Source organism: Variovorax sp. P1_H12_2 (assembly GCF_056405335.1).
In genome coordinates this window covers 17442-36975 of record NZ_JBFUCI010000012.1, presented here as the reverse complement: position 1 = coordinate 36975, position 19534 = coordinate 17442, and the positions used below count along the sequence as shown (strand labels likewise).

The following is a 19534-nucleotide window of genomic DNA, read 5'->3' as shown; positions in this document are numbered from 1 at the left end:
ATGATGAACAGCATCATGCCCATGGCGAGCGCGGCGACGGTCAGGGTGACCCAGGTCGGGAAGCTGCCGATGACCGGCAGCGCCAGACCGATGAAAGCCAGAATCAGCAGGCCGGGCACCAGGTCGCGCCGGCGGCCGGGCAGTGCCTCGAGCGCCTGCGCCGCATCGGCGGCCGGCGCGGCGGGGGATGAGGGATGGGCGGCGGCGTTCAATGCACGGCTCCTGCATGCAGGCCGAGCAGGCGTGCCTGCAGGCCTTCGTCCTCGGACAGTTGCTCCATCGACCCGCTGTGCACCATGCGGCCGTCGTCCATCACCGCCACGTGATCGCCCAGCGAACGCACGAAGTTGAAGTTCTGCTCGACCAGCAGGATCGTCGTGTCGCGCGCCTTGAGTTGCTCGAAGGCCTCGGCCAGGTTGTCGACGATCGCGGGCGCGAGGCCCTTGGTCGGCTCGTCGATCAGCAGCAGCTTGCGCGGCTCGATGATCGCGCGGGCGATCGCGACCATCTGCTTCTGGCCGCCCGAGAGCGTGCCGCCCGGGCGCAGCCAGAAGCGCTTGAGCGCAGGAAACAGGTCGAAGATCCATTCGAGCCGCTCGTCGTCGAAGGCACCGCCGATGGCCGCCAGGCGCAGGTTCTCCTGCACCGTGAGGCCGGAGAAAATGCCCATGTCTTCGGGCACGAAGGCGATGCCGCTGCGCGAGATCGCGGGGGTCTCGGTCGCCGTGATGTCCTGCCCATCGAACACGATGCGGCCGGCGCTCGCATGCCACAGGCCCATGATGGTGCGCAGCGTGGTGCTCTTGCCGGCGCCGTTGCGGCCCAGCAGCACCGTGAGGCCCGAGCGCGGCACCTGCAGGTCGACGCCCTGCAGGATGTGGTACTCGCCGATGTGGGTGTGGACGCCGGCGAGCGTCAGCAGCATGCCGCCGGCATCGTTGCGTACTTTTTCAGGCATGGGCCACCGCCTTCGCCGCCCGCGGCGCGCTGCGCTTGCCCAGGTAGGCTTCCTGCACGATCGGCGAGGCCATCACCTCGGCCGGCAGGCCATCGGCCACCAGCCGGCCGTTGTGCAGCACGATGATGCGGTCGGCCAGGGAATGAATCACGTCCATCTTGTGCTCCACCAGCAGGATCGTCTTGTCGCCCTGCTTCTTGAGTCGGCCGATCAGTTCGAGGATGACCGGCACCTCGTCCACGCTCATGCCCGCGGTGGGCTCGTCGAACATCAGGATCTCGGGCTCCAGCGCCATCAGGATCGCGACCTCGAGCTTGCGCTTGTCGCCGTGCGGCAGCTTGGCCGAGAGGTCGCCCGCGCGCGCCGCCAGCCCGACCTGCGCCACGTAGTGCGCGGCCTGGTCGATCAGGTCGCGGCGGCTGCGCCAGACGGCCAGCATGTTGAAGCCGGCGTTGTGCCGGCTCTGCACCGCCAGCCGCACGTTCTCGAGCACCGAGAGCTTCGGGAACAGGTTGGTCAGCTGGAAGGCGCGGCCGATGCCCTTGCTGGTGCGCTGCGGCGCGCTCAGCCGCGTGATGTCCTCGCCCTTGAAGTGCACGCTGCCCGCGCTTGCGCGCAGCTGGCCCGACAGCAGGTTGAAGTAGGTCGTCTTGCCGGCGCCGTTGGGGCCGACGATGGCCGTCAAGGTGCCGGCGGCGAACTGCGTCGTCACCTCGTTGACCGCCACGTGGCCGCCGAACTGGATGCTGAGCCCGGTGCTCGCAAGCACCGGTGCACTGGAAGCCGCCATGCTCAGTGCTTCACGGTGATCGGCACCGGCATCTCGGAAGCCGGAATCTCGCGCACCAGTTCGAGCAGGTCCCACTCGCTGGCGGGCGTCTTCTTCATCTTGAACTGGTACTGCGCCTGCATCGCCTGGTGGTCTTCCTTGCGGAAGCTCATCTTGCCCTTGGGCGTGTCGAACTCCATGCCTTCCATCGCGGCGATCAGCTTCTCGGAGTCGGCCGAGCCGGCCTTCTTGAGGCCCGCGATGATGGCGCTCGCGGTCACGAAGCCGCCGGCGGTGAACAGGTCCGGCGGCATCTTGAAGCGCTTCTGGTGCTCCGCGACCAGCCAGTCGTTCATCGCGTTCTTCGGGAAGCCGTAGTAGTAGAACGTGCCGCCGGTCACGTCCAGGCCTTTCCAGGGCTTGGTGTTCTCGAGGTTGGCGCCGCCGATCGACAGGAACTCGATGCCGTAGCGGCCCGGATTCAGTTCGGAGATCTTGCGGATCGRGTTCGGCGCGCCCCAGATCACGACCAGGTACTTGCGGCCGGTGGCGTTCTTCATGCCGTCGAAGATGCGCTGCATCGGCGCCGTGAAGTCGGTGGTCGACAGCGGGATGAACTCCTCGTGCAGGATCTTGGCCTTGCTCTGGGTCGCCGCCATGGCTTCCTTGAAGGCCTTGACGCCGTCGCGCCCGTACACGTAGTCGGGCGCCAGGAAAGCCAGGTTGTCGCCTTCCTTCAGGCCGGCGGCGCTGGCCAGCGCGTCCTGGAAGGAGTTGCGGCTGGCGCGGAACAGGTAGCGGTTCCAGGCCGAGCCGGTCAGCGAGTCGGCAATGGCCGGCTCGACCATCAGCACCTTCTTGTACTCCTCGGCCACCGGCGCCATCGACAGCGCGCCGCCCGACCACGAGGTGCCGACCGCGATGTCGGCCTTGTCGTCGGACAGGGCTTCGGTCAGCATGGCCTTCGACAGCTCGGGCTTCATCTGGTCGTCCTTGACGATCACCTCGATCTTGCGGCCGAGCACGGTCATCGAGCCCTGCGTGAGGTATTCGAGGCCCAGGCGCAGGCCGCGCTCGGTGTCGCGCGCATAGGCTTCCGACGGCCCGGTCTTGCTCGCGATCAGCGCGATCTTGATGGGCTTGTCCTGCGCCTGCACGGCGGACATCGCGCCCAGCAGCGCGAGGGCGCCGAAGGCGGCGGCGATCAGTTTCTTCAAAGGCATGTCATGTCTCCAGGTGGATGGGGAGGACGACCTCGCCGGGTCGCTTCACGGTTTCTCGAAATTCAGCCGATGGCGCGCGTGCGGCCGCGCCAGTAGGGTTCGCGCAGCACGCGCTTGAGCACCTTGCCGCTCGGATTGCGCGGCAGCTCGGCCACGATGTCGACCGACTTCGGGCACTTGTAGTGCGCCAGGTTGGCGCGCATGAAGTCGATGATCTCGCGCTCTGTCACGGCCATGCCGGGGCGCGGCACCACGCAGGCCTTGACCGCCTCGCCCCAGGTGGCGTCGGGCACGCCGATGACGGCGCCGTCGGCCACCGCCGGATGGCGCATCAGCACGTTCTCGACTTCGGCCGGGTAGATGTTCTCTCCGCCCGACAGGATCATGTCCTTGATGCGGTCGTTGATGTAGAGGTAGCCGCCCTTGAGATAGCCGCCATCGCCCGAGCGGAACCAGCCGCCGTTGGCGTTGCGGCCCTCGGGGTAGGCCGCGGCCGTGGCTTCGGGGTTGCGCCAGTACTCTTTCAGGTTGCGGTCCGACTCGATCCAGATCTCGCCGACCTCGCCGTCGGGCAGGTCTTTCAGCGACACCGGGTCGACGATGCGCAGCCGCCCGCCGCCGATCGGGCGGCCGGCCGAGCGCAGCAGTTCGGCATCGCCCGCGCGATGGTCGGCGGGCATCAGGAAGGTGGCGGGGCCCGAGACCTCGGTCAGTCCGTAGACCTGCAGGAACTTRCAGCCGAAGGTCTCGAAGGCCTGCTGCAGCGTGGTCTCGCTGACCGGCGAGCCGCCGTAGGCAATGATCTGCAGGCGGCTGTAGTCGCCGCGCTTCACCTCGGGCACTTGCAGCATGAAGAGGATCATCGCCGGCACGATGAAGGTGTGGGTGATGCCGTGCTCGCCGATGGCCCGGATGTAGCCGGCCGGATCGAACTCCGAGTAGGCGCTGGTCTGGCCGCCGGTGTAGAGCGTCAGCAGCAGCATGGTCATGCCGGCGACGTGGAACACCGGCAGCGGATTGCCGAGCACGTGGCGCTGGTCGAACTCCCACTCCTTGGCGACCACGCGCGAGGTCGACAGCAGGCCGGCATGGCTCAGCACGATGCCCTTGGGCAGGCCGGTGGTGCCGGAAGAATAGAGCTGCAGCGCCGCATCGTTCGTATCGGCTTCGACCGGCGTGAAGCTGTCGTCGTGGCCCGCATGCCACTGCTCGAATGACAGCAATCCGTCGTGCGCCTGCTCGCTGCAGACCAGCGTCCTGACTTTGTCGAGTCCGGCCTCTCTCACGGTCGGAATGAAAGCCTGGTCGGCCATCAGGAAAGGCGCCTCGCCGTCCTTCAGGATGTAGGCGATCTCGGGTGCAGCCAGCCGCCAGTTGACCGGCATGCAGACCGCGCCGAGCTTGCAGGCGGCCAGGGTCAGCAGCAAGGTCTCGATGTGGTGCTTGGTGAGCACCGCGACGCGGCTGTCGCGTCCCACGCCCATTGCGGCCAGCGCGTTGGCGATGCGGTTGGTCGTGCTTTCGACGTCGGTGAAGCTGAGCTTGCGTTCGCCCCGGCGGTAGGCCACCGCGTCGGGACGCTCGCGCAGCTGGCGCCGGAGGCTGTCGATCAGGGTGCGGTCTTGCATCTGTCTCTCGTCTTTTTTATAGGGAATCCGGATTCGACTCAGGCGACTTCGAACAGCGCCGCGGCGCCCATGCCGCCGCCGACGCACATCGTCGCCACCACGTACTTGACGCCGCGGCGCTTGCCCTCGATGAGCGCGTGGCCGACCACGCGGGCGCCGGTCATGCCGTAGGGATGGCCGATTGAGATGCCGCCGCCGTCGACGTTGTAGATCGCGGGGTCGATGCCCAGGTGGTCGCGGCAATAGATCGCCTGGCAGGCGAAGGCCTCGTTGAGTTCCCACAGGCCGATGTCCGACACCTTGAGGCCGTGTTGCTTGAGCAGCTTCGGAATGGCGTAGATCGGACCGATGCCCATTTCCTCGGGCGCGCAGCCGGCCACCGCCATGCCGCGGTAGATGCCGAGCGGCGCCAGGCCGCGGCGCTCGGCCAGCCCGCGCTCCATGATCACGCAGGCCGAGGCGCCATCCGACAGCTGGCTGGCGTTGCCGGCCGTCACCACGCCGCCCTCGATCACGGGCTTGAGCGAGGCCAGGCCTTCGAACGTGGTCTCGGGGCGGTTGCCTTCGTCGCGCGAGAGGGTCACGTCCTTGAACGAGACTTCCTTGGTGTTCTTGTCGACCACCGCCATGGTGGTCTCGAAGGCCACGATCTCGGCGTCGAAGCGGCCAGCCTGCTGGGCATCGGCGGTGCGCTGCTGCGAGGCGAGCGAATAGCGGTCCTGCGCCTCGCGGCTGATGCCGTACTTCTTCGCCACGAACTCGGCGGTCTGGAGCATCGGCATGTAGGCATTCGCGGCGCGGGCGATCACCTTCGGATCCTTTTCCTTGGCGACCCAGCCCATGTAGGCCTCCTGCACCGCCGTGATGTTGTCGTGCCCGCCCGCGATCACGACGTCCATGCCGTCGACCATCACCTGCTTGGCCGCGGTGGCGATGGCCATCAGGCCCGAGGCGCATTGCCGGTCCAGGGTCTGGCCCGAGACGGTGTCGGGCAGGCCCGCTGCCAACACGGCATTGCGCGCCAGGTTCATGCCGGCGGTGCCGGCCGAGAGCACGCAGCCGATCACCGCGTCCTCGATCTCCGCGCCCTCGACGCCGGCGCGCTGCACCGCATGCGAGATCGCGTGCGCCAGCATGGTCGGAGACTTGGTGTGGTTGAGCGCACCCTTGTAGGCGCGGCCGATGCCCGTGCGGGCGGTGGAGACGATGACGGCTTCTTTCATGGGGGGTTCCGTGTGAGATTGATCAGGCGGCTTGCCAGTCGGAGAGCCGCTTGCCTTGCGCGGCCAGCGAGGCCAGCAGCGGCGATGTGCCCCAGTAGCCGTACGGATTGCCGCGCGTCTTCGCGTAGTGCGCCAGACGCTCGGCGATCACCGGCAGGCCGATCGCATCGGCCATGTGGATCGGGCCGCCGCGGTGGTCGGGAAAGCCGTAGCCGGCGACCCACACCATGTCGACGTCGCCCGGGCGGTAGGCGATGCCCTCCTCGAGGATGCGCGCGCCTTCGTTGATCAGGGGGTACAGGAGGCGCTCGACGATCTCCTGCGGCTGGATGTCGCTACGCCGCGCGATGCCGTGCTGCGCCGCGAGTTCGGCCGCGATGCGCGCGGTCTCGGGGTCGTCGACCGGCTTGCGGCCTTCATAGCGGTAGTAGCCGGCACCGGTCTTCTGGCCGAAGCGGCCGAGCTCGAACATCCTGCGCACCACGGCGCGGTAGCTGTCGTCGGGCGGCAGGCCACCGGCCTTGCCGTATTCGATGACGGTCTTGGCGCCGACGTCGATGCCCGCCATGTCGAGCATGCGGCAGGGGCCCATCGCCATGCCGAGCGCCTCGACCGCGCCGTCGATCTGCGCCGGGCTGGCGCCTTCCATCATCAGGAACTCGGCCTCGCGCATATAGACCTCGGCCATGCGGTTGCCGATGAAGCCGTAGCAGACGCCCGACACCACCGCCACCTTCTGGATCGTGCGCGCGAGCTGCATCACCGTGGCAAGGACGTCGGGCGCCGTCTTCGCGCCGCGCACCACCTCGAGCAGGCGCATGACGTTGGCCGGGCTGAAGAAATGCATGCCGACCACGTCGGCCGGGCGGCCCGTGGCCTCGGCCAGCACGTCGACGTCGAGCGTCGAGGTGTTGGTCGCGATGATCGCGCCGGGCTTGCAGACCGCGCCGAGCCGGGCGCAGACCTGCTTCTTCAGATCCATGTTCTCGAACACCGCCTCGATCACGAGATCGCAATCGGCCAATGCCGCATCGTCGAGCGAGCCGCGCAGCAGCGCCATGCGCGCCTCGACCTGCTGCGCCGTGAGCCGGCCCTTGGCGGCGCTGGCCTCGTAGTTGGCGCGGATGATGCCGAGGCCGCGGTCGAGCGCCGCCTGCGAGGTCTCGACCAGCACGGCCGGGATGCCGGCATTGGCGAAGTTCATCGCGATGCCGCCGCCCATGGTGCCGGCGCCGAGCACGCCGACCGAGCGCACCGGCCTGAGCGTCGTGTCGCGCGGCAGGCCCGGGATCTTGGAAGCCAGCCGCTCGGCGAAGAACAGGTGGCGCATCGCCTTCGATTCGGGCGAGATGCGCAGTTCCTCGAACAGCCGGGCCTCGGCGGCCTCGCCCTCGGCGAAAGGCAAGGCGGAAGCCTGCACCGCCAGCACGATGTTGCGCGCCGACGGATGAAAAGGCTTGCGGCGCGCGGCCTCGGCCAGCGCGCGCTCGAAGAAGTCCGGTGCCAGCGACTCGGTCGCGACCGCGCGCTCGCTGATGCGGCGCGGACCAGCGCCGCGCGCCAGCAGCGCCTCGGTGAAGGCGATGCCGGCTTGCAGCGGCGCGGCCTCGCTCAGTTCGTCGACCAGCCCGAGTTCGAATGCCTGGGCGGCGCCGATGCTGCGGCCGCTGGCGATCATGTCGAGCGCCAGTTCGGCGCCGACCACACGCGGCAGGCGCTGGGTGCCCAGCGAGCCCGGCAGGATGCCGAGCTTGACCTCGGGCAGGCCCAGCTGGGTCTTGGGATGGGCGACGCGCCAATGGCAGGCGAGCGCCAGTTCCAGGCCGCCACCGAGCACCGTGCCGTGCAGCGCGGCCACCACCGGGCGGCCCAGCGCCTCGATCCTTGCCAGCGCGCCGTTGAAGGGCTGGGTCGTGAAGTCCGGCAGGTCGAAGGAGGAGATGTCGCCGCCGGCGACGAAGGTGCGGCCCTCGCCATGCACCAGCAGCGCCTTGTAGCTGGCGTCGGCCTCGAAGGCATCGATGGCAGCCACCAGGCCGGCCACGACCGTCGGCGACAGCGCGTTGACCGGCGGGTTGTCGATGCGCAGCAGCGCGATGTCGCCATGGCGGCTCAAAGTCACGGGGGAGTTCATGGCGTCGGGTGGTGCGTTCGGGAGGGTCGAGGAGTCAGTCGAAGGTAGCAAAGGGACTTTCAAATCTCTTGCGTCTACAGGCTGACCGCGACTTCACCGCCGCCCGGCGCCACCAGCAGCTTGATCTGCGTCGTGGGACGCCGCAGCGCCTCGAAGGCGGCGGGCAGCTGCGCCAGCCCCACCACGTCGGTCAGCATCGCCGACGGGTCGACCCGCCCGGCGTCGAGCAGGTCCAGCACACGCCGCCAGTCGGCCTTGGCGTAGCCCATGACGAACTGCAGGTTCAGCTCCTTGGCCATGGCGCGCTGCGGCACCACGCGGTCCTCGGTGGCGCAGACGCCCACCACCACGATGCGCCCGCGCGGCGGGGCCAGTTCGATGCATTGCTGGATCAACCCGGCGACGCCCACGCATTCGAAGATCACGTCGGGCGGACCGCCGGCGTGGCGTGCGAAGGCCGGGCCGACCTCCTGCGCCACCGGATCGACCAGCGCCGTGGCGCCGAAGCGCGCAGCGACCTCGCGCCGGCCGGGCGCGCGTTCGCTGACCATCACCCGCGTGGCGCCGGCCTGTCGCGCGAAGGCGGTCACGGCCAGTCCGATGGGCCCGGCGCCGATCACCAGCACCTTGCTGCCAAGGCCGACCTGGCCCGACTGCACCGCATGCAGCCCGACCGCCAGCGGCTCGATCATGGCGCCCTCGCGAGCGCTCACCGCGCCCGGCAGCCGGATCGCCTGGCCCGCTGGCACCTTGACGTATTCGGCCAAAGCGCCGGGACGGTTCGGGCTGAAGCCGGTCAAGCGGTTGTTCGGGCAGATCATGCCGAGGCCGTCTCGGCATTCGCGATAACCCTCGTCCGTGCAGTCGCGGCAGGCGTTGTTGGGCAGCGCGGTGACGCGCTCGCCGACCTTCCAGCCGGCGGCGCCGCTCTCGACCACCTCGCCGGCGAACTCGTGGCCCAGCACCGTGCCTTCCTTCACCGTGAACAGGCCCGGGTGCGTCGCGTGCAGGTCGGAGCCGCAGACGCCGCAGTAGTGCACGCGCAGCACCAGCTCGCCGGGGCCGGCCTGGGGCAGCGGCAGGTCCTCGATGGCCAGCAGCCGGTCGCTGCCGCGGAAGACGGCGGCTTTCATGGGGCGGGGTTTTGGCGGCGGGAGGGCATGGCTGCAGTCTGGTGGCGCGGGCGGCAACTTTCTTGCGTCCAGCCGCTGACGTGCAGCCGCTGGGCGCAAGACGCCGGCGCCCTGCCCGCCTAGGCTTGGACCGATGGAACTGAAGGACAAGGTGGTGGTCGTCACCGGCGGTGCCAGCGGCATCGGCGCCGCGATGGCCCGGCGCTTCGTGAGGGACGGCGCGCGCGCCGTGGTGATCGCGGACCGCCATGCTGCGCAGGCCGCGGAGCTGGCCGTCGCCATCGGGGGCCACGCGGCCGAAGTGGACGTCACGGTGGAGGCCGATCTGCGGCGCCTGATCGACGACTGCGAGGCCCGGCATGGCGCGATCGACCTGTTCTGCTCCAACGCCGGCATCACCGCCCACGGCGGCCCGGAGCTGCCCGACGCCGACTGGCAGCGCGTGATGGCGGTCAACCTGATGGCCCATGTGCACGCCGCCCGCGCGCTGCTGCCGCGCATGCTTGCGCGCGGCAGCGGCTACCTGCTGCAGACCGCCTCGGCCGCCGGGTTGCTGTCGCAGTTCGATGCGCCCTATGCGGTCAGCAAGCATGCGGCGGTGGCCTTCGCCGAATGGCTGTCGATCACCTACGGCGGGCGCGGCATTGGCGTCAGCTGCCTGTGCCCGGGCGGCGTCGACACGCCGCTGCTCGACGCCGAGACGCCGGAACGCCGCGCGCTGATGGCCGAAGGCATCGTGAGCGCCGATGCGGTCGCCGCAGCGGTGGTCGAGGGCCTGCGCGCGGAGCGCTTCCTGATCCTGCCGCAGCCCTTCATCCACGAGCAGATGCAGCGCRAGACCACCGACACCGACCGCTGGCTGCGCGGCATGCGGCGCTGGCAGAGCGGGCTGGACTGACTCAGGCGATCGACGCCCGCCCCAGCGCGGTGCTCAGCATGATCTTCCCGGTCGCCCGCCGGTCGGCCACCAGCCGCAGCGCCTCGGCCGCGCGCTCCAGCGGATAGCGCCCGGTGATCACCGGCCGGATGCGGCCCTCGGCCAGCCAGCCCAGAAGCTCCTGCATCAGTTGGTCGTAGCGCTTCGGCTCGGCCTGGGCGAAGCCGCCGTAGAACACGCCGACGATCGCGCAGCCCTTGAGCAGCGCCAGGTTGAGCGGCGGCCGCGGGATCTCGCCGGTGGTGAAGCCGATCACCAGGTAGCGGCCCTTCCAGGCCATGCTGCGCAGCRCCGGCTCCGTGTACTGGCCGCCGACGGGGTCGTAGACCACGTCGACGCCGCGCCCGCCCGTGATCGCCTTGAGCCGCTCGCGCAGGTCTTCGCTGGCGTAGTTGATCGTCTCGTCGGCGCCGGCCTGCCGGCACAGGGCGAGCTTTTCGTCGGAGGACGCGGCGGCGATCACGCGCGCGCCCATCAGCTTGCCCAGTTCGATCGCCGAGATGCCGGTGCCACCGGCCGCGCCGAGTACCAGCAGCGTCTCGCCGGGCCGGATGTCGGCGCGCTCCTTGAGCGCATAGTGCGAGGTGCCGTAGGTGATGACCAGCGCCGCGGCCGCTTCCATCGCGATGCCGGCCGGCAGCCGCACCAGCTTGCGCGCGTCGGTCAGCACCTCCTCGGCATAGCCGCCCCAGCCGCAGACCGCGATCACGCGGTCGCCCTCGGCGAAGCCCGCGACACCCGGCCCCACCGCCTTGACCGTGCCCGCCACCTCGCCGCCCGGCGAGAAAGGCAGCGCCGGCTTGAACTGGTATTTGTTCTCGATGATCAGCGTGTCCGGGAAATTGACCGCGCTGGCGTGCACCGACACCAGCACCTCGCCGTCGCCAGGCGCCGGCGACGCGACTTCTTCGAGCACCAGCGATTCCGGCGGACCGTGGCGCTTGGCGAGCACTGCTTTCATGGGAGGGTTCCTTGGAGGTGGGATTCAGATCATCGAGATCGACATGCCGCCGTCGACCGCCAGGCTGGCGCCGGTGACGAAGGCGCCGGCCGGCGAACTCAGGTAGAGCACGGCATAGCCGATCTCCTCGGGCAGGCCGAGCCGCTGCACGGGCGTCTTCTTCAGGATGCGTTCGCGCGCGTCGCCGTCGAAGGCCTGCGCCAGCCGCGTGTCGATGACACCCGGCAGCACGGTGTTGGCACGGATGCCGAATTCGCCGTATTCGAGCGCGAAGACCCGGCTCATGCCGAGCAGCGCGGTCTTGAGCGTGCCGTAGAGGCCGAGCATCTTCTCCGGATGCCAGGCCGACAGCGAGGAGATGTTGACGATGCTGCCGCCGCCGCGCGGCTTCATCAGCTTGGTCGCTTCCACCGAGAGGTACCAGTAGCCCCGCAGGTTGACCTCCACGGTCTTCATGAAGAGCGCGGGATCGGTGTCGTCGATGCTGCGCCAGGGGCTCAGCACCGCGTTGTTGACCAGAATGTCGAGGCCGCCGTGGGTCGCCGCCAGATGCGCAGCCATCGCCGCAATGTCTTCCATGCGGCCGATGTGACAGGCGCGCGCTTCGGCGCTCAGGCCCTCGTCGCGCAACGCCTGCGCGACCTCCTCGCATTCGTCGGGCTTGCGGCTGCTGACCAGCACGTGCGCACCAGCCTGGGCCAGCACGCGGGCCGTGGCGGCGCCGATGCCGTGCGTGGAGCCGGTGATCAGCGCGACCTTGCCGTGCAGGTCGAAGGGGGTGGTGGGAGCGGCCATTGGCATTCCTTTGCTTGGGGTTCAGTCCGGACCGTCGAGGATGTCGAGCCCGACACGCGCGAACACCGCCATGGTGTTGCCGAAGTGCAGCGCACTCTCGGCCACCGCGGTGCCCAGCGCGGCGCGACGGCGCAGGCCGGCCGACATCGCGGCCTGGCGGAACATCGCGAAGGCCTTGAAGAAGCGCAGGTCGGCCACGGGGCTCTCGCCCATGGCGCGGAAGTAGTGTTCGCGCAGTTCTGTCTCGCTCGGCAGGCCCTGCGCCGCGCGGTCGACGCCCGCCAGTCCGGGCAGCAGGTAGTCGGCGGGCAGCGACTGCACCGCGAGGAACTGGCCCAGGTCGGCCAGCGGATGACCGAGGGTCGACAGCTCCCAGTCGAGCACGGCGACAACGCGCGGATCGCGCGGATCGCCCGCGTCACCGGGCGCGAACATCAGGTTGTCGAGCCGCGAGTCGCCGTGCAGCAGCACCACCGGATGCTCGCCATGCGGCATCGTGCGTTCGAGCGCGGCGATCAGGCGCTCCATCTCGGGGTCGCCCTCGGGCATCGCGGTGCGGTACTGCTGGCACCAGCGATGGAACTGGCGCTCGAAATAGTTGCCCGGCCGGCCGAAGTCGGCGAGACCCAGCGCATCGATGTCGGTGCGATGGATCGCGGCCAGCGAGTCGATGGCCGCCCCATAGACCGCACGGCGGCGCCCAATCGGCAGTTCGGGCAGCGCCACGTGCCGATGCACCACGCCCTCGATGAAATCCATCAGGTAGAACTGCACCCCGGCCACGCCGAGGTCGTTGCACAGCATATGGATGCGCGGCACCGGCACCGCGCCGCCATGCAGCGCCGTCAGCAACCGGCATTCGCGGTCCAGCGCATGGGCCGACTTGAGCAGCTCGCCGGCCGGCTGGGTGCGCAGGATGTAGCGGCCGCTGTCCGCCTGCAGCAGCCAGATCGGGTTCGAGTTGCCGCCGACCAGCCGCTCGGCCCCCCGCAGCCCGTGAAAGACCGGCACCTGCCGCTGCAACCAGGCGCCGAGGCGGCCGAGGTCCAGCGGCGGCGTGCCGACCACCGCGGCGTTCATCGCGGCCCGGTCGCGGCCGCCGCGCCGTGGCGCTGCAGCAGTTGCTTGCCGACCGCCGACAGGTGCACCTGGTCCGGCCCGTCGCCGATCCGGATGAAACGTGCGTAGACGTAGGCGCGCGGCAGGAAGGTGTCCTGCGACACGCCGGCGCCGCCGAAGACCTGGATCGCGCGATCGATCACGCGTGCCGCCATGCTCGGCACCACGATCTTGGCCGCGGCGATCAGGTCGCGCGCCGCCTTGTTTCCCTCGCGGTCCATCTTGTCGGCCGCCTTCAGGGTCAGCAGCCGGGCCTGCTCGATCTCGCAGAACGAATGCGCGATGTCCTCGCGCACCGACCCCTGCTCGCCCAGCGTCCTGCCGAAGGCGACGCGCGTGCTGGCACGCTGGCACATGAGCTCGAGCGCGCGCTGGGCGCAGCCGATCAGACGCATGCAGTGGTGGATGCGTCCGGGTCCGAGCCGGCCCTGGGCGATCTCGAAGCCGCGGCCCTCGCCGAGCAGGATGTTGGCGGCCGGCACCCTCACGTTGTCGTAGACGATCTCGGGGTGGCCGACCGGCGCATCGTCGTAGCCGAAGGTCGTCAGGTCGCGCACGACGCGCACGCCCGGCGTGGCCTTGGGCACCAGGATCATCGACTGCTGCTTGTGCCGTTCGAGATGATCGGGCGCGGACTTGCCCATCACGATCAGCAGCGTGCAGTCCTCGTTGAGCGCGCCCGAGGTGAACCACTTGCGGCCGTTGATGACGTAGTCGTCGCCGTCGCGCCGGATCTCGCACTGGATGTTGGTCGCGTCGCTCGACGCCACCGCCGGCTCGGTCATCGAGAAGGCCGAGCGGATCGTGCCGGCCATCAGCGGCGCCAGCCATTGCGCCTGCTGGGCCTCGGTGCCGTAGTGGGCCAGCACCTCCATGTTGCCGGTGTCGGGCGCCGAGCAGTTGAAGATCTCGGGCGCCCACAGCACCCGGCCCATGATCTCCTTGACCGGCGCGTACTCGAGATTGCTCAAGCCGCTGCCGTGCGCGCCCGAAAGAAACAGGTTCCACAACCCGGCCTCGCGCGCCTTGGCCTTGAGCGCCTGCAGCACCTGCGGCGTGCGGTACGGATGGCCGCTCTCGCGCACCTCGTCGTAATAGGCGTTCTCGACCGGGTAGACATGCTGCTGCATGAAGTCGCCGACGCGCTGCTGCAGCGACAGCGAGCGCGCGGAGTGGGTGAAGTCCATGGGATGTGCGTCCTCAGAGGCGGGTCAGGACCAGCGCCAGTTCATGCGCGCCGAGCGGGTGCACGACGCGCTCGTAGGGCGGCTTGGGCCAGCTCCAGCGGGTTGATGGAAACAGCGCGCGCATCGCGTGGATGTCGCAGTGGTACGGTGGCCCGGTGACGAAGCCGTCGGCGGCACCGGCGGCCGGCGCCTGCATGAAGAGCGCCAGCAGCCGGCCACCAGGGCGCAGCCAGGCGTGCAGCTGCGCCGCATAGGCGGTCCAGTGGTCGGGGTGCAGCGCGCACAGGCAGGTCTGCTCGTAGATGGCATCGGCCGGCCGGGGCGGCGACCATTGCAGCACGTCGGCCTCGATCACCTCGGCCTGAAGACCGCGGCCGGCGAGCAGCTGCGTGCTGCGGGCCACCGCGGCGGACGCGTAGTCGAGGCCGGTCACGACGACGCCGGCCGCCGCCAGTTCGGCCAGTTCCCATCCGCTGCCGCAGCCGGGCACCAGCACGGTCGAGCCGGGCACGAAGACGCCCTGGTCGCGCCAGCGCAGCAGTTGCGGGCTGACGGCACCACGGTCCCACGGCGTGGTGCCGGTCTCGAAGCGGGCTTGCCAGAAGGCGGCATCGGGGCCGGCCATGTCAAGCTCCCGCTTTCGGCTGGCGCAGCTTTGCCTTCAGGACCTTTCCGGTCGGGTTCCGCGGCAACGCATCGACCAGCCGCAGCTCGCGCGGCAGCTTGTAGCGCGCGAGACGGGATTCGGCGAAGGCCTGCAAGCCTTCGAGCGTGATGGCCCTGCCCGGCTTGGCCGCGACCACCGCCACCACGCGTTCGCCCCAGCGCTCGTCGGGCGCGCCGATCACGGCCACTTCGGCGATGTCAGGATGGTCGTAGAGCACGCTCTCGACCTCGGCCGGGTAGATGTTCTCGCCGCCGCTGATCACCATGTCCTTGAGCCGGTCGCAAATGAACAGGAAGCCCTCGGCGTCGCGATAGCCGACGTCGCCGCTGCGGAACCAGCCGTCGCGCGTGAACACCGCCGCCGTCGCCTCGGGCTGCTTCCAGTAGCCGGCCATCACGTTGGCGCCGCGCACGCAGACCTCGCCCGCGGCGCCGGGCTCGGTGATCGGCTCGCCCACGGCGTCGATCAGGCGGATCTCGGTGAGCAGCGGCGGCGTGCCGCTGGAGCCGAGCTTGTCGGTCGCGCGGTCGGGGCTCAGGAAGGTGATCATCGAGGCCGTCTCGGTCATGCCGTAGCCCTGGTGCACCGGCACGCCGCGCGCGGCATAGAGGCGCAGCAGCGGCTCGGGCATCGGCGCGCCGCCCACGGCCACCAGCCGCAGCGAGCTCAGGTCGGCCTCGGCGAAGTCCGGGTGCTGGCTGATGAAGAGCAGCATCGCCGGCACCCCGAAACTGACCGTGACGCGGTGCTCGCGCACCGCCTGCAGCACCGCCGCGACCTCGAAGCCGCGCTGCAGCACCAGGTGCCCGCCCGCCAGCAGCGTGGAGAGGCTACCGCACAGCAGGCCGCCGACATGGAACATCGGCGCGAAGTTGAGCGTGACGTCGGTCGAGACCATGTCCCACAGCAGCATCTCGTTGAGGTTGTTGGCCCAGAAGTTCCCGTGCGTGAGCATCGCGCCCTTCGGGTGGCCGGTGGTGCCCGAGGTGTACATGATCACGGCCACCGTGTCGGCGGTGGCGGGCACCGCGGCGGGCGGCGCCGCGGCCTGTGCCATCAGCGCATCGGCCGACTCCCAGTCCGGCGCACCGCCCGCGCGATGGATGAATCGCTTGCAGGCCAGCGTGCCGCGTACGCCGTCGATCACCGGAAGATGCTCCTCGCCGACGACCAGCGTGTGAATGCCGGCGTCGCCGATGACATACGCCAGTTCAGGGCCGCTGAGCCGGAAGTTGAGCGGCACGAAGATGCCGCCGAGCCGGGAGGTCGCGAACATCACGACCACGAACATCGGATCGTTGAGGCCCAGGTAGCCGACCCGGTCGCCGGCCGCGACGCCGCCCGCGGCCAGCACGGCCGACATCGCTTCGATGCGCTGCTGCAGTTCGCCGTAGGTCCAGCGAACATCGTCGCAGCTCAGCGCCGGCCGCTTCGGCACACGCCCTGCACGGCGGGCCAGCCATTCGTGCAGGCCGACCGCGTGGGCGCTGCGGTCGGTCGGCGCGCCGGTCAGCGCCCGGTCCACGTCGGCCTCCGCTTTTCGTTGAACGAGGCCAGGCCCTCCTTGGCATCCTCGGTCATCGCGAGCAGTGCGATCTGGCTCTCTGTGTAGGCGATGCCCTCGTCGAAGGACATGGCCTCGAGCGCCCGCATCGCGTATTTGCCGCGGCGGATCGCGGTCGGAGACTTGTTGGCGAGACGGTCGATGAGCCACTGGGTCTTGGCGTCGAGTTCGGCGGCCGGAACCACGTGGTTGAGCAGGCCGGCTTCCTTCGCTTCGGCGGCATCGAAGGGTTCGCCCGACAGGCACCACTCTCGCACCGTGCGGCGCGGCGCGATGCGCTGCAGCAGGCTCAGCACCTGCATCGGGAACAGGCCGATCTTGACCTCGGGCAGGCCGAACTGCACATGGTCGGCAGCGATCGCCATGTCGGTCATGCAGAGCAGGCCCAGGCCACCGGCCATGCACACGCCGTTGATGCGCGCGATGCTCGGCAAGGTCGAGTTCTGCGCCTCGCGCAGCATGTCGGCGTAGTCGATGTTGGGCCGCGACAGGTCGAAGGCGAAGCCCGCGCCGGGCTGCAGGTCGCCACCGGCGCAAAAGGCCTTGTCGCCGGCGGCGGTGAGCACGATCACGCGCACCTCGGGGTCGGCGTGGGCTCTCCGATAGCCCTCGCGGATGCCTTCGATGACGTCCTTGTTGATCGCGTTGCGCTTGTCGGGGCGGTTGATGGTGATCCAGAAGGCTCTGTCGCGCTTCTCGTGGAGGACGGATGGGTCTTGTTCTGTCATTAAGGTCTCCTTGCTCTTTTGCATGGACGTTGGCGGCGATGGCGGGCGGTATGCCCCGGGCCGGCCGACGTCACCGGCCCTTCGGGCTTCCCTGCGCTGCTCGGCGGTGCCTCAACGGCCGGCCCGGGGCATACCGCCCGCCACCGCTGATACGTTGGGGTGCACAGTTCGCCTCGACGGTCTCGCTGCGAGCAGGCTTTCGACGTTAGAGACGCACATGCTGCTCGCACCCCCACGGAACCCGGCATGCGGTGCGGGACGGGCGATCCCCTCTGCGCCGCTGAGCAGCGCAGCCTTTCGCGGATCAGGGCTCGCGACTGTTTGAGTGGAGCGAAGCGGAGCGAGTTTGAGCGAGACCCCGCGAAAGGCGAGCAGCGCAAGGCAGCCCGAAGGGCCGGCGCAGTGGGGTCGACCGGCCCGTACCGCGTGCCGGGCGCCCTTCCAAGGAAAAGCAATCTCATCGGAGGACCACCTCACGCGGGCGCGGCCACGGCCACTTCGATCTCCGCCACCACCCGGCTCGCTGCCACCTGCTCCCCGTTGGACACATGAAGCGCCGTCAGCTTGCCAGCCACCGGCGYCGTATGCACATGCTCCATCTTCATCGCCTCCAGCGTGACGATCGGCTGCCCCGCCTGCACCATGTCGCCGACCGCCGCCAGCACCGCAACCACGCGGCCGTTCATCGAGGCGCGCAGTTTGCCGTCGCCGCCGGCTTCGCCCTGCCGCGCCGAGGCGGCACGGGTCTTGTCCTCGATGCGCAGCGCCAGTCCCCGGTACTGCAGCAGCAGGATCGCACCATCGCGGAACCATGTGGCCTGCTCCTGCAGGCCATCGCAGACGAAGCGGATCGTGTCGGTGCCGAGCGCGATCAAGTCGATCGCGAAGCTGCGATCCCCGAGCGCGACCTCGAAGTGATGCTGTCGCGGCAAGGTCACGCTGGCGTTCTGCGCCTTGCCGCCGACCGCGAAGCGCAGCGAGATCGGCAGGTTGTGCGACAAGCGCCGGCCCGCCGCGCGCTGCCGGCGCTCGCCCGTGGTTTCGTAGAGCAGCACGGCCGCCAGCGCCGCAGCACGCGCCTGCACGGCTTCATCAGGCGCCAGCAAGGCGTCCTGATGCTGGCCGATGAACGCGGTCGTGGCACCGCCCGCGGCGAACACCGGATGCGCGAGGCAACTGCGCAAAAAGGCCTGATTGGTCGTGACGCCCAGCGCCACCGCGTCCTCCAGCCCCGCCGCGAGCTTGCGCCGTGCCTCGTCGCGCGTGCGGCCATGGCTGATGATCTTGGCGATCATCGAGTCGTAGTACGGCGGGATCTCTGCGCCCGAGCGCAGCGCGTCCTCGACCCGCAATTGCGTCGGCATCTTCCACAGCGCCACCGTGCCGCTCTGCGGCATGAAGCCCTGGTCGGCATCCTCGGCGCACAAGCGCACCTCGATGGCATGGCCTTCGTAACGCACCTGCTCCTGAGTCAGCGGCAAGGGCTCGCCAGCCGCCACGCGCAGTTGCAGTTCGACCAGGTCCAGGCCGGTCACGGCCTCGGTCACCGGATGCTCGACCTGCAGCCGCGTGTTCATCTCCATGAAGTAGAAGTTGCCTTCACGGTCGAGCAGGAATTCGAGCGTGCCGGCACCTTCATAGCGGATCGCCTTCACCGCCGCCACCGCGGTCGCGCCCATGCGCTCGCGCAAGGCGGCATCGACCGCGGGTGACGGCGCCTCCTCGATCAACTTCTGGTGCCGGCGTTGCACCGAGCAATCGCGCTCGCCCAGGTGGATGGCGTTGCCATGGCGGTCGGCGAAGATCTGGATCTCGATGTGGCGCGGCTCGACGATCGCGCGTTCGAGGATCACCTCCGGGTCGCCGAAGGCGCTCTGCGCCTCCGAACGCGCACTGCGCAGCAGCTCCGGGAACTCCTTCGCCGAAGGCACCAGCCGCATGCCGCGGCCACCGCCGCCGGCCGTGGCCTTGATCATCACCGGGAAGCCGATGCGAGCGGCCTCGTCCGCCAGCCGCCCCTCCCCCTGGTCCTCGCCCTGATAGCCCGGGATGCAGGGCACGCCGGCCGCCTGCATCAGCGTCTTGGCGCCGGCCTTGTTGCCCATCGAGACGATCGCCTCGGCCGACGGCCCGATGAAGACCAGCCCGGCGTCCTTGCAGGCCTGCGCGAAGTCCTCGTTTTCGGCCAGGAAGCCATAGCCCGGATGCACCGCATCGGCACCGCTGAGTTTCGCCGCCTCGACGATGGCGGGGATGCGCAGATAGGACTGCGCCGGCAGCGGCTCGCCGATGCAGACCGCCTGGTCGGCCTCCTGCACATGGCGCGCGCCGGCGTCGGCGGTGGAATACACGGCCACCGTGCGGTAGCCCATGGCGCGCGCGCTGCGGATCACGCGCAGCGCGATCTCGCCGCGGTTGGCGACCAGGACCTTGTGGAAGGGCGTGGCGCTGGATGTCTGAACAGTCTTGGCAGTCATGAGAATGAATCCGGAAAGGTTTGCCGTCGGT

General features: G+C 69.5%; 16 protein-coding genes and 1 pseudogene. 1 reads left to right on the top strand and 16 read right to left on the bottom strand.

What is annotated here, in order from left to right; genetic code table 11:
* The 8 genes and pseudogenes from AC1D2K_RS02850 to AC1D2K_RS02815 all read right to left on the bottom strand — a co-directional run.
* Nucleotides 1-212 (bottom strand): annotated as a pseudogene (locus AC1D2K_RS02850) (branched-chain amino acid ABC transporter permease); the annotation flags it as partial.
* Nucleotides 209-958, bottom strand: a complete 750-nt coding sequence (locus AC1D2K_RS02845; RefSeq protein WP_478086162.1) for an ABC transporter ATP-binding protein — start codon at nucleotides 956-958, stop codon at nucleotides 209-211. The pseudogene AC1D2K_RS02850 and the gene AC1D2K_RS02845, both read right to left, overlap by 4 nt.
* Complete coding sequence (locus AC1D2K_RS02840) at nucleotides 951-1748, bottom strand: ABC transporter ATP-binding protein (RefSeq protein ID WP_478086160.1); 798 nt, start codon at nucleotides 1746-1748, stop codon at nucleotides 951-953. Before AC1D2K_RS02840 ends, AC1D2K_RS02845 begins: the two co-directional genes overlap by 8 nt.
* A 2-nt stretch (nucleotides 1749-1750) precedes the next feature.
* Nucleotides 1751-2950: a substrate-binding domain-containing protein gene (locus tag AC1D2K_RS02835; RefSeq protein ID WP_478086158.1), complete on the bottom strand. Its 1200-nt coding sequence runs from the start codon at nucleotides 2948-2950 to the stop codon at nucleotides 1751-1753.
* A gap of 62 nt (nucleotides 2951-3012) precedes the next feature.
* Nucleotides 3013-4578, bottom strand: coding sequence for a long-chain-fatty-acid--CoA ligase (locus tag AC1D2K_RS02830; RefSeq protein WP_478086156.1), 1566 nt, complete (start codon nucleotides 4576-4578; stop codon nucleotides 3013-3015).
* Nucleotides 4579-4616: 38 nt separating this feature from the next.
* The gene (locus AC1D2K_RS02825; protein ID WP_478086154.1) at nucleotides 4617-5801 is read right to left on the bottom strand and encodes an acetyl-CoA C-acyltransferase; all 1185 of its coding nucleotides are present in this window, start codon (nucleotides 5799-5801) and stop codon (nucleotides 4617-4619) included.
* 22 nt (nucleotides 5802-5823) lie between these two features.
* Nucleotides 5824-7935, bottom strand: a complete 2112-nt coding sequence (locus tag AC1D2K_RS02820) for a 3-hydroxyacyl-CoA dehydrogenase NAD-binding domain-containing protein (protein WP_478086153.1) — start codon at nucleotides 7933-7935, stop codon at nucleotides 5824-5826.
* Between the two features lie 74 nt (nucleotides 7936-8009).
* Nucleotides 8010-9068, bottom strand: a complete 1059-nt coding sequence (locus AC1D2K_RS02815) for a zinc-binding dehydrogenase (RefSeq protein WP_478086152.1) — start codon at nucleotides 9066-9068, stop codon at nucleotides 8010-8012.
* 133 nt (nucleotides 9069-9201) lie between these two features.
* Between AC1D2K_RS02815 and AC1D2K_RS02810 the strand changes: the two genes are divergently transcribed.
* The gene (locus AC1D2K_RS02810; protein ID WP_478086151.1) at nucleotides 9202-9966 is read left to right on the top strand and encodes an SDR family oxidoreductase; all 765 of its coding nucleotides are present in this window, start codon (nucleotides 9202-9204) and stop codon (nucleotides 9964-9966) included.
* Between the two features lies 1 nt (nucleotide 9967).
* Here AC1D2K_RS02810 and AC1D2K_RS02805 read toward each other — a convergent pair whose 3' ends face one another.
* The 8 genes from AC1D2K_RS02805 to AC1D2K_RS02770 all read right to left on the bottom strand — a co-directional run bounded on the left by AC1D2K_RS02805 (nucleotide 9968) and on the right by AC1D2K_RS02770 (nucleotide 19503).
* Nucleotides 9968-10966, bottom strand: coding sequence for an NADPH:quinone oxidoreductase family protein (locus AC1D2K_RS02805; protein ID WP_478086149.1), 999 nt, complete (start codon nucleotides 10964-10966; stop codon nucleotides 9968-9970).
* A gap of 24 nt (nucleotides 10967-10990) precedes the next feature.
* Nucleotides 10991-11761, bottom strand: a complete 771-nt coding sequence (locus AC1D2K_RS02800; RefSeq protein WP_478086148.1) for a glucose 1-dehydrogenase — start codon at nucleotides 11759-11761, stop codon at nucleotides 10991-10993.
* A gap of 21 nt (nucleotides 11762-11782) precedes the next feature.
* Nucleotides 11783-12841 carry a phosphotransferase family protein gene (locus AC1D2K_RS02795; RefSeq protein WP_478086147.1) on the bottom strand — a complete coding sequence of 353 codons (1059 nt, stop codon included), beginning with the start codon at nucleotides 12839-12841 and terminating at the stop codon, nucleotides 11783-11785.
* On the bottom strand, nucleotides 12838-14067 hold the full coding sequence (locus AC1D2K_RS02790; protein WP_478086145.1) for an acyl-CoA dehydrogenase family protein: 1230 nt from the start codon (nucleotides 14065-14067) through the stop codon (nucleotides 12838-12840). Before AC1D2K_RS02790 ends, AC1D2K_RS02795 begins: the two co-directional genes overlap by 4 nt.
* Nucleotides 14068-14080: 13 nt before the next feature.
* Nucleotides 14081-14692, bottom strand: coding sequence for a methyltransferase domain-containing protein (locus AC1D2K_RS02785; protein ID WP_478086144.1), 612 nt, complete (start codon nucleotides 14690-14692; stop codon nucleotides 14081-14083).
* A 1-nt stretch (nucleotide 14693) separates the two neighbouring features.
* On the bottom strand, nucleotides 14694-16259 hold the full coding sequence (locus AC1D2K_RS02780) for an acyl-CoA synthetase (RefSeq protein ID WP_478086143.1): 1566 nt from the start codon (nucleotides 16257-16259) through the stop codon (nucleotides 14694-14696).
* Complete coding sequence (locus tag AC1D2K_RS02775; protein WP_478086141.1) at nucleotides 16244-17026, bottom strand: enoyl-CoA hydratase/isomerase family protein; 783 nt, start codon at nucleotides 17024-17026, stop codon at nucleotides 16244-16246. The genes AC1D2K_RS02780 and AC1D2K_RS02775 overlap by 16 nt, the downstream gene beginning before the upstream one ends.
* 473 nt (nucleotides 17027-17499) lie before the next feature.
* Nucleotides 17500-19503 carry an acetyl/propionyl/methylcrotonyl-CoA carboxylase subunit alpha gene (locus AC1D2K_RS02770; RefSeq protein WP_478086140.1) on the bottom strand — a complete coding sequence of 668 codons (2004 nt, stop codon included), beginning with the start codon at nucleotides 19501-19503 and terminating at the stop codon, nucleotides 17500-17502.
* Between the last annotated feature and the right edge of the window lie 31 nt (nucleotides 19504-19534).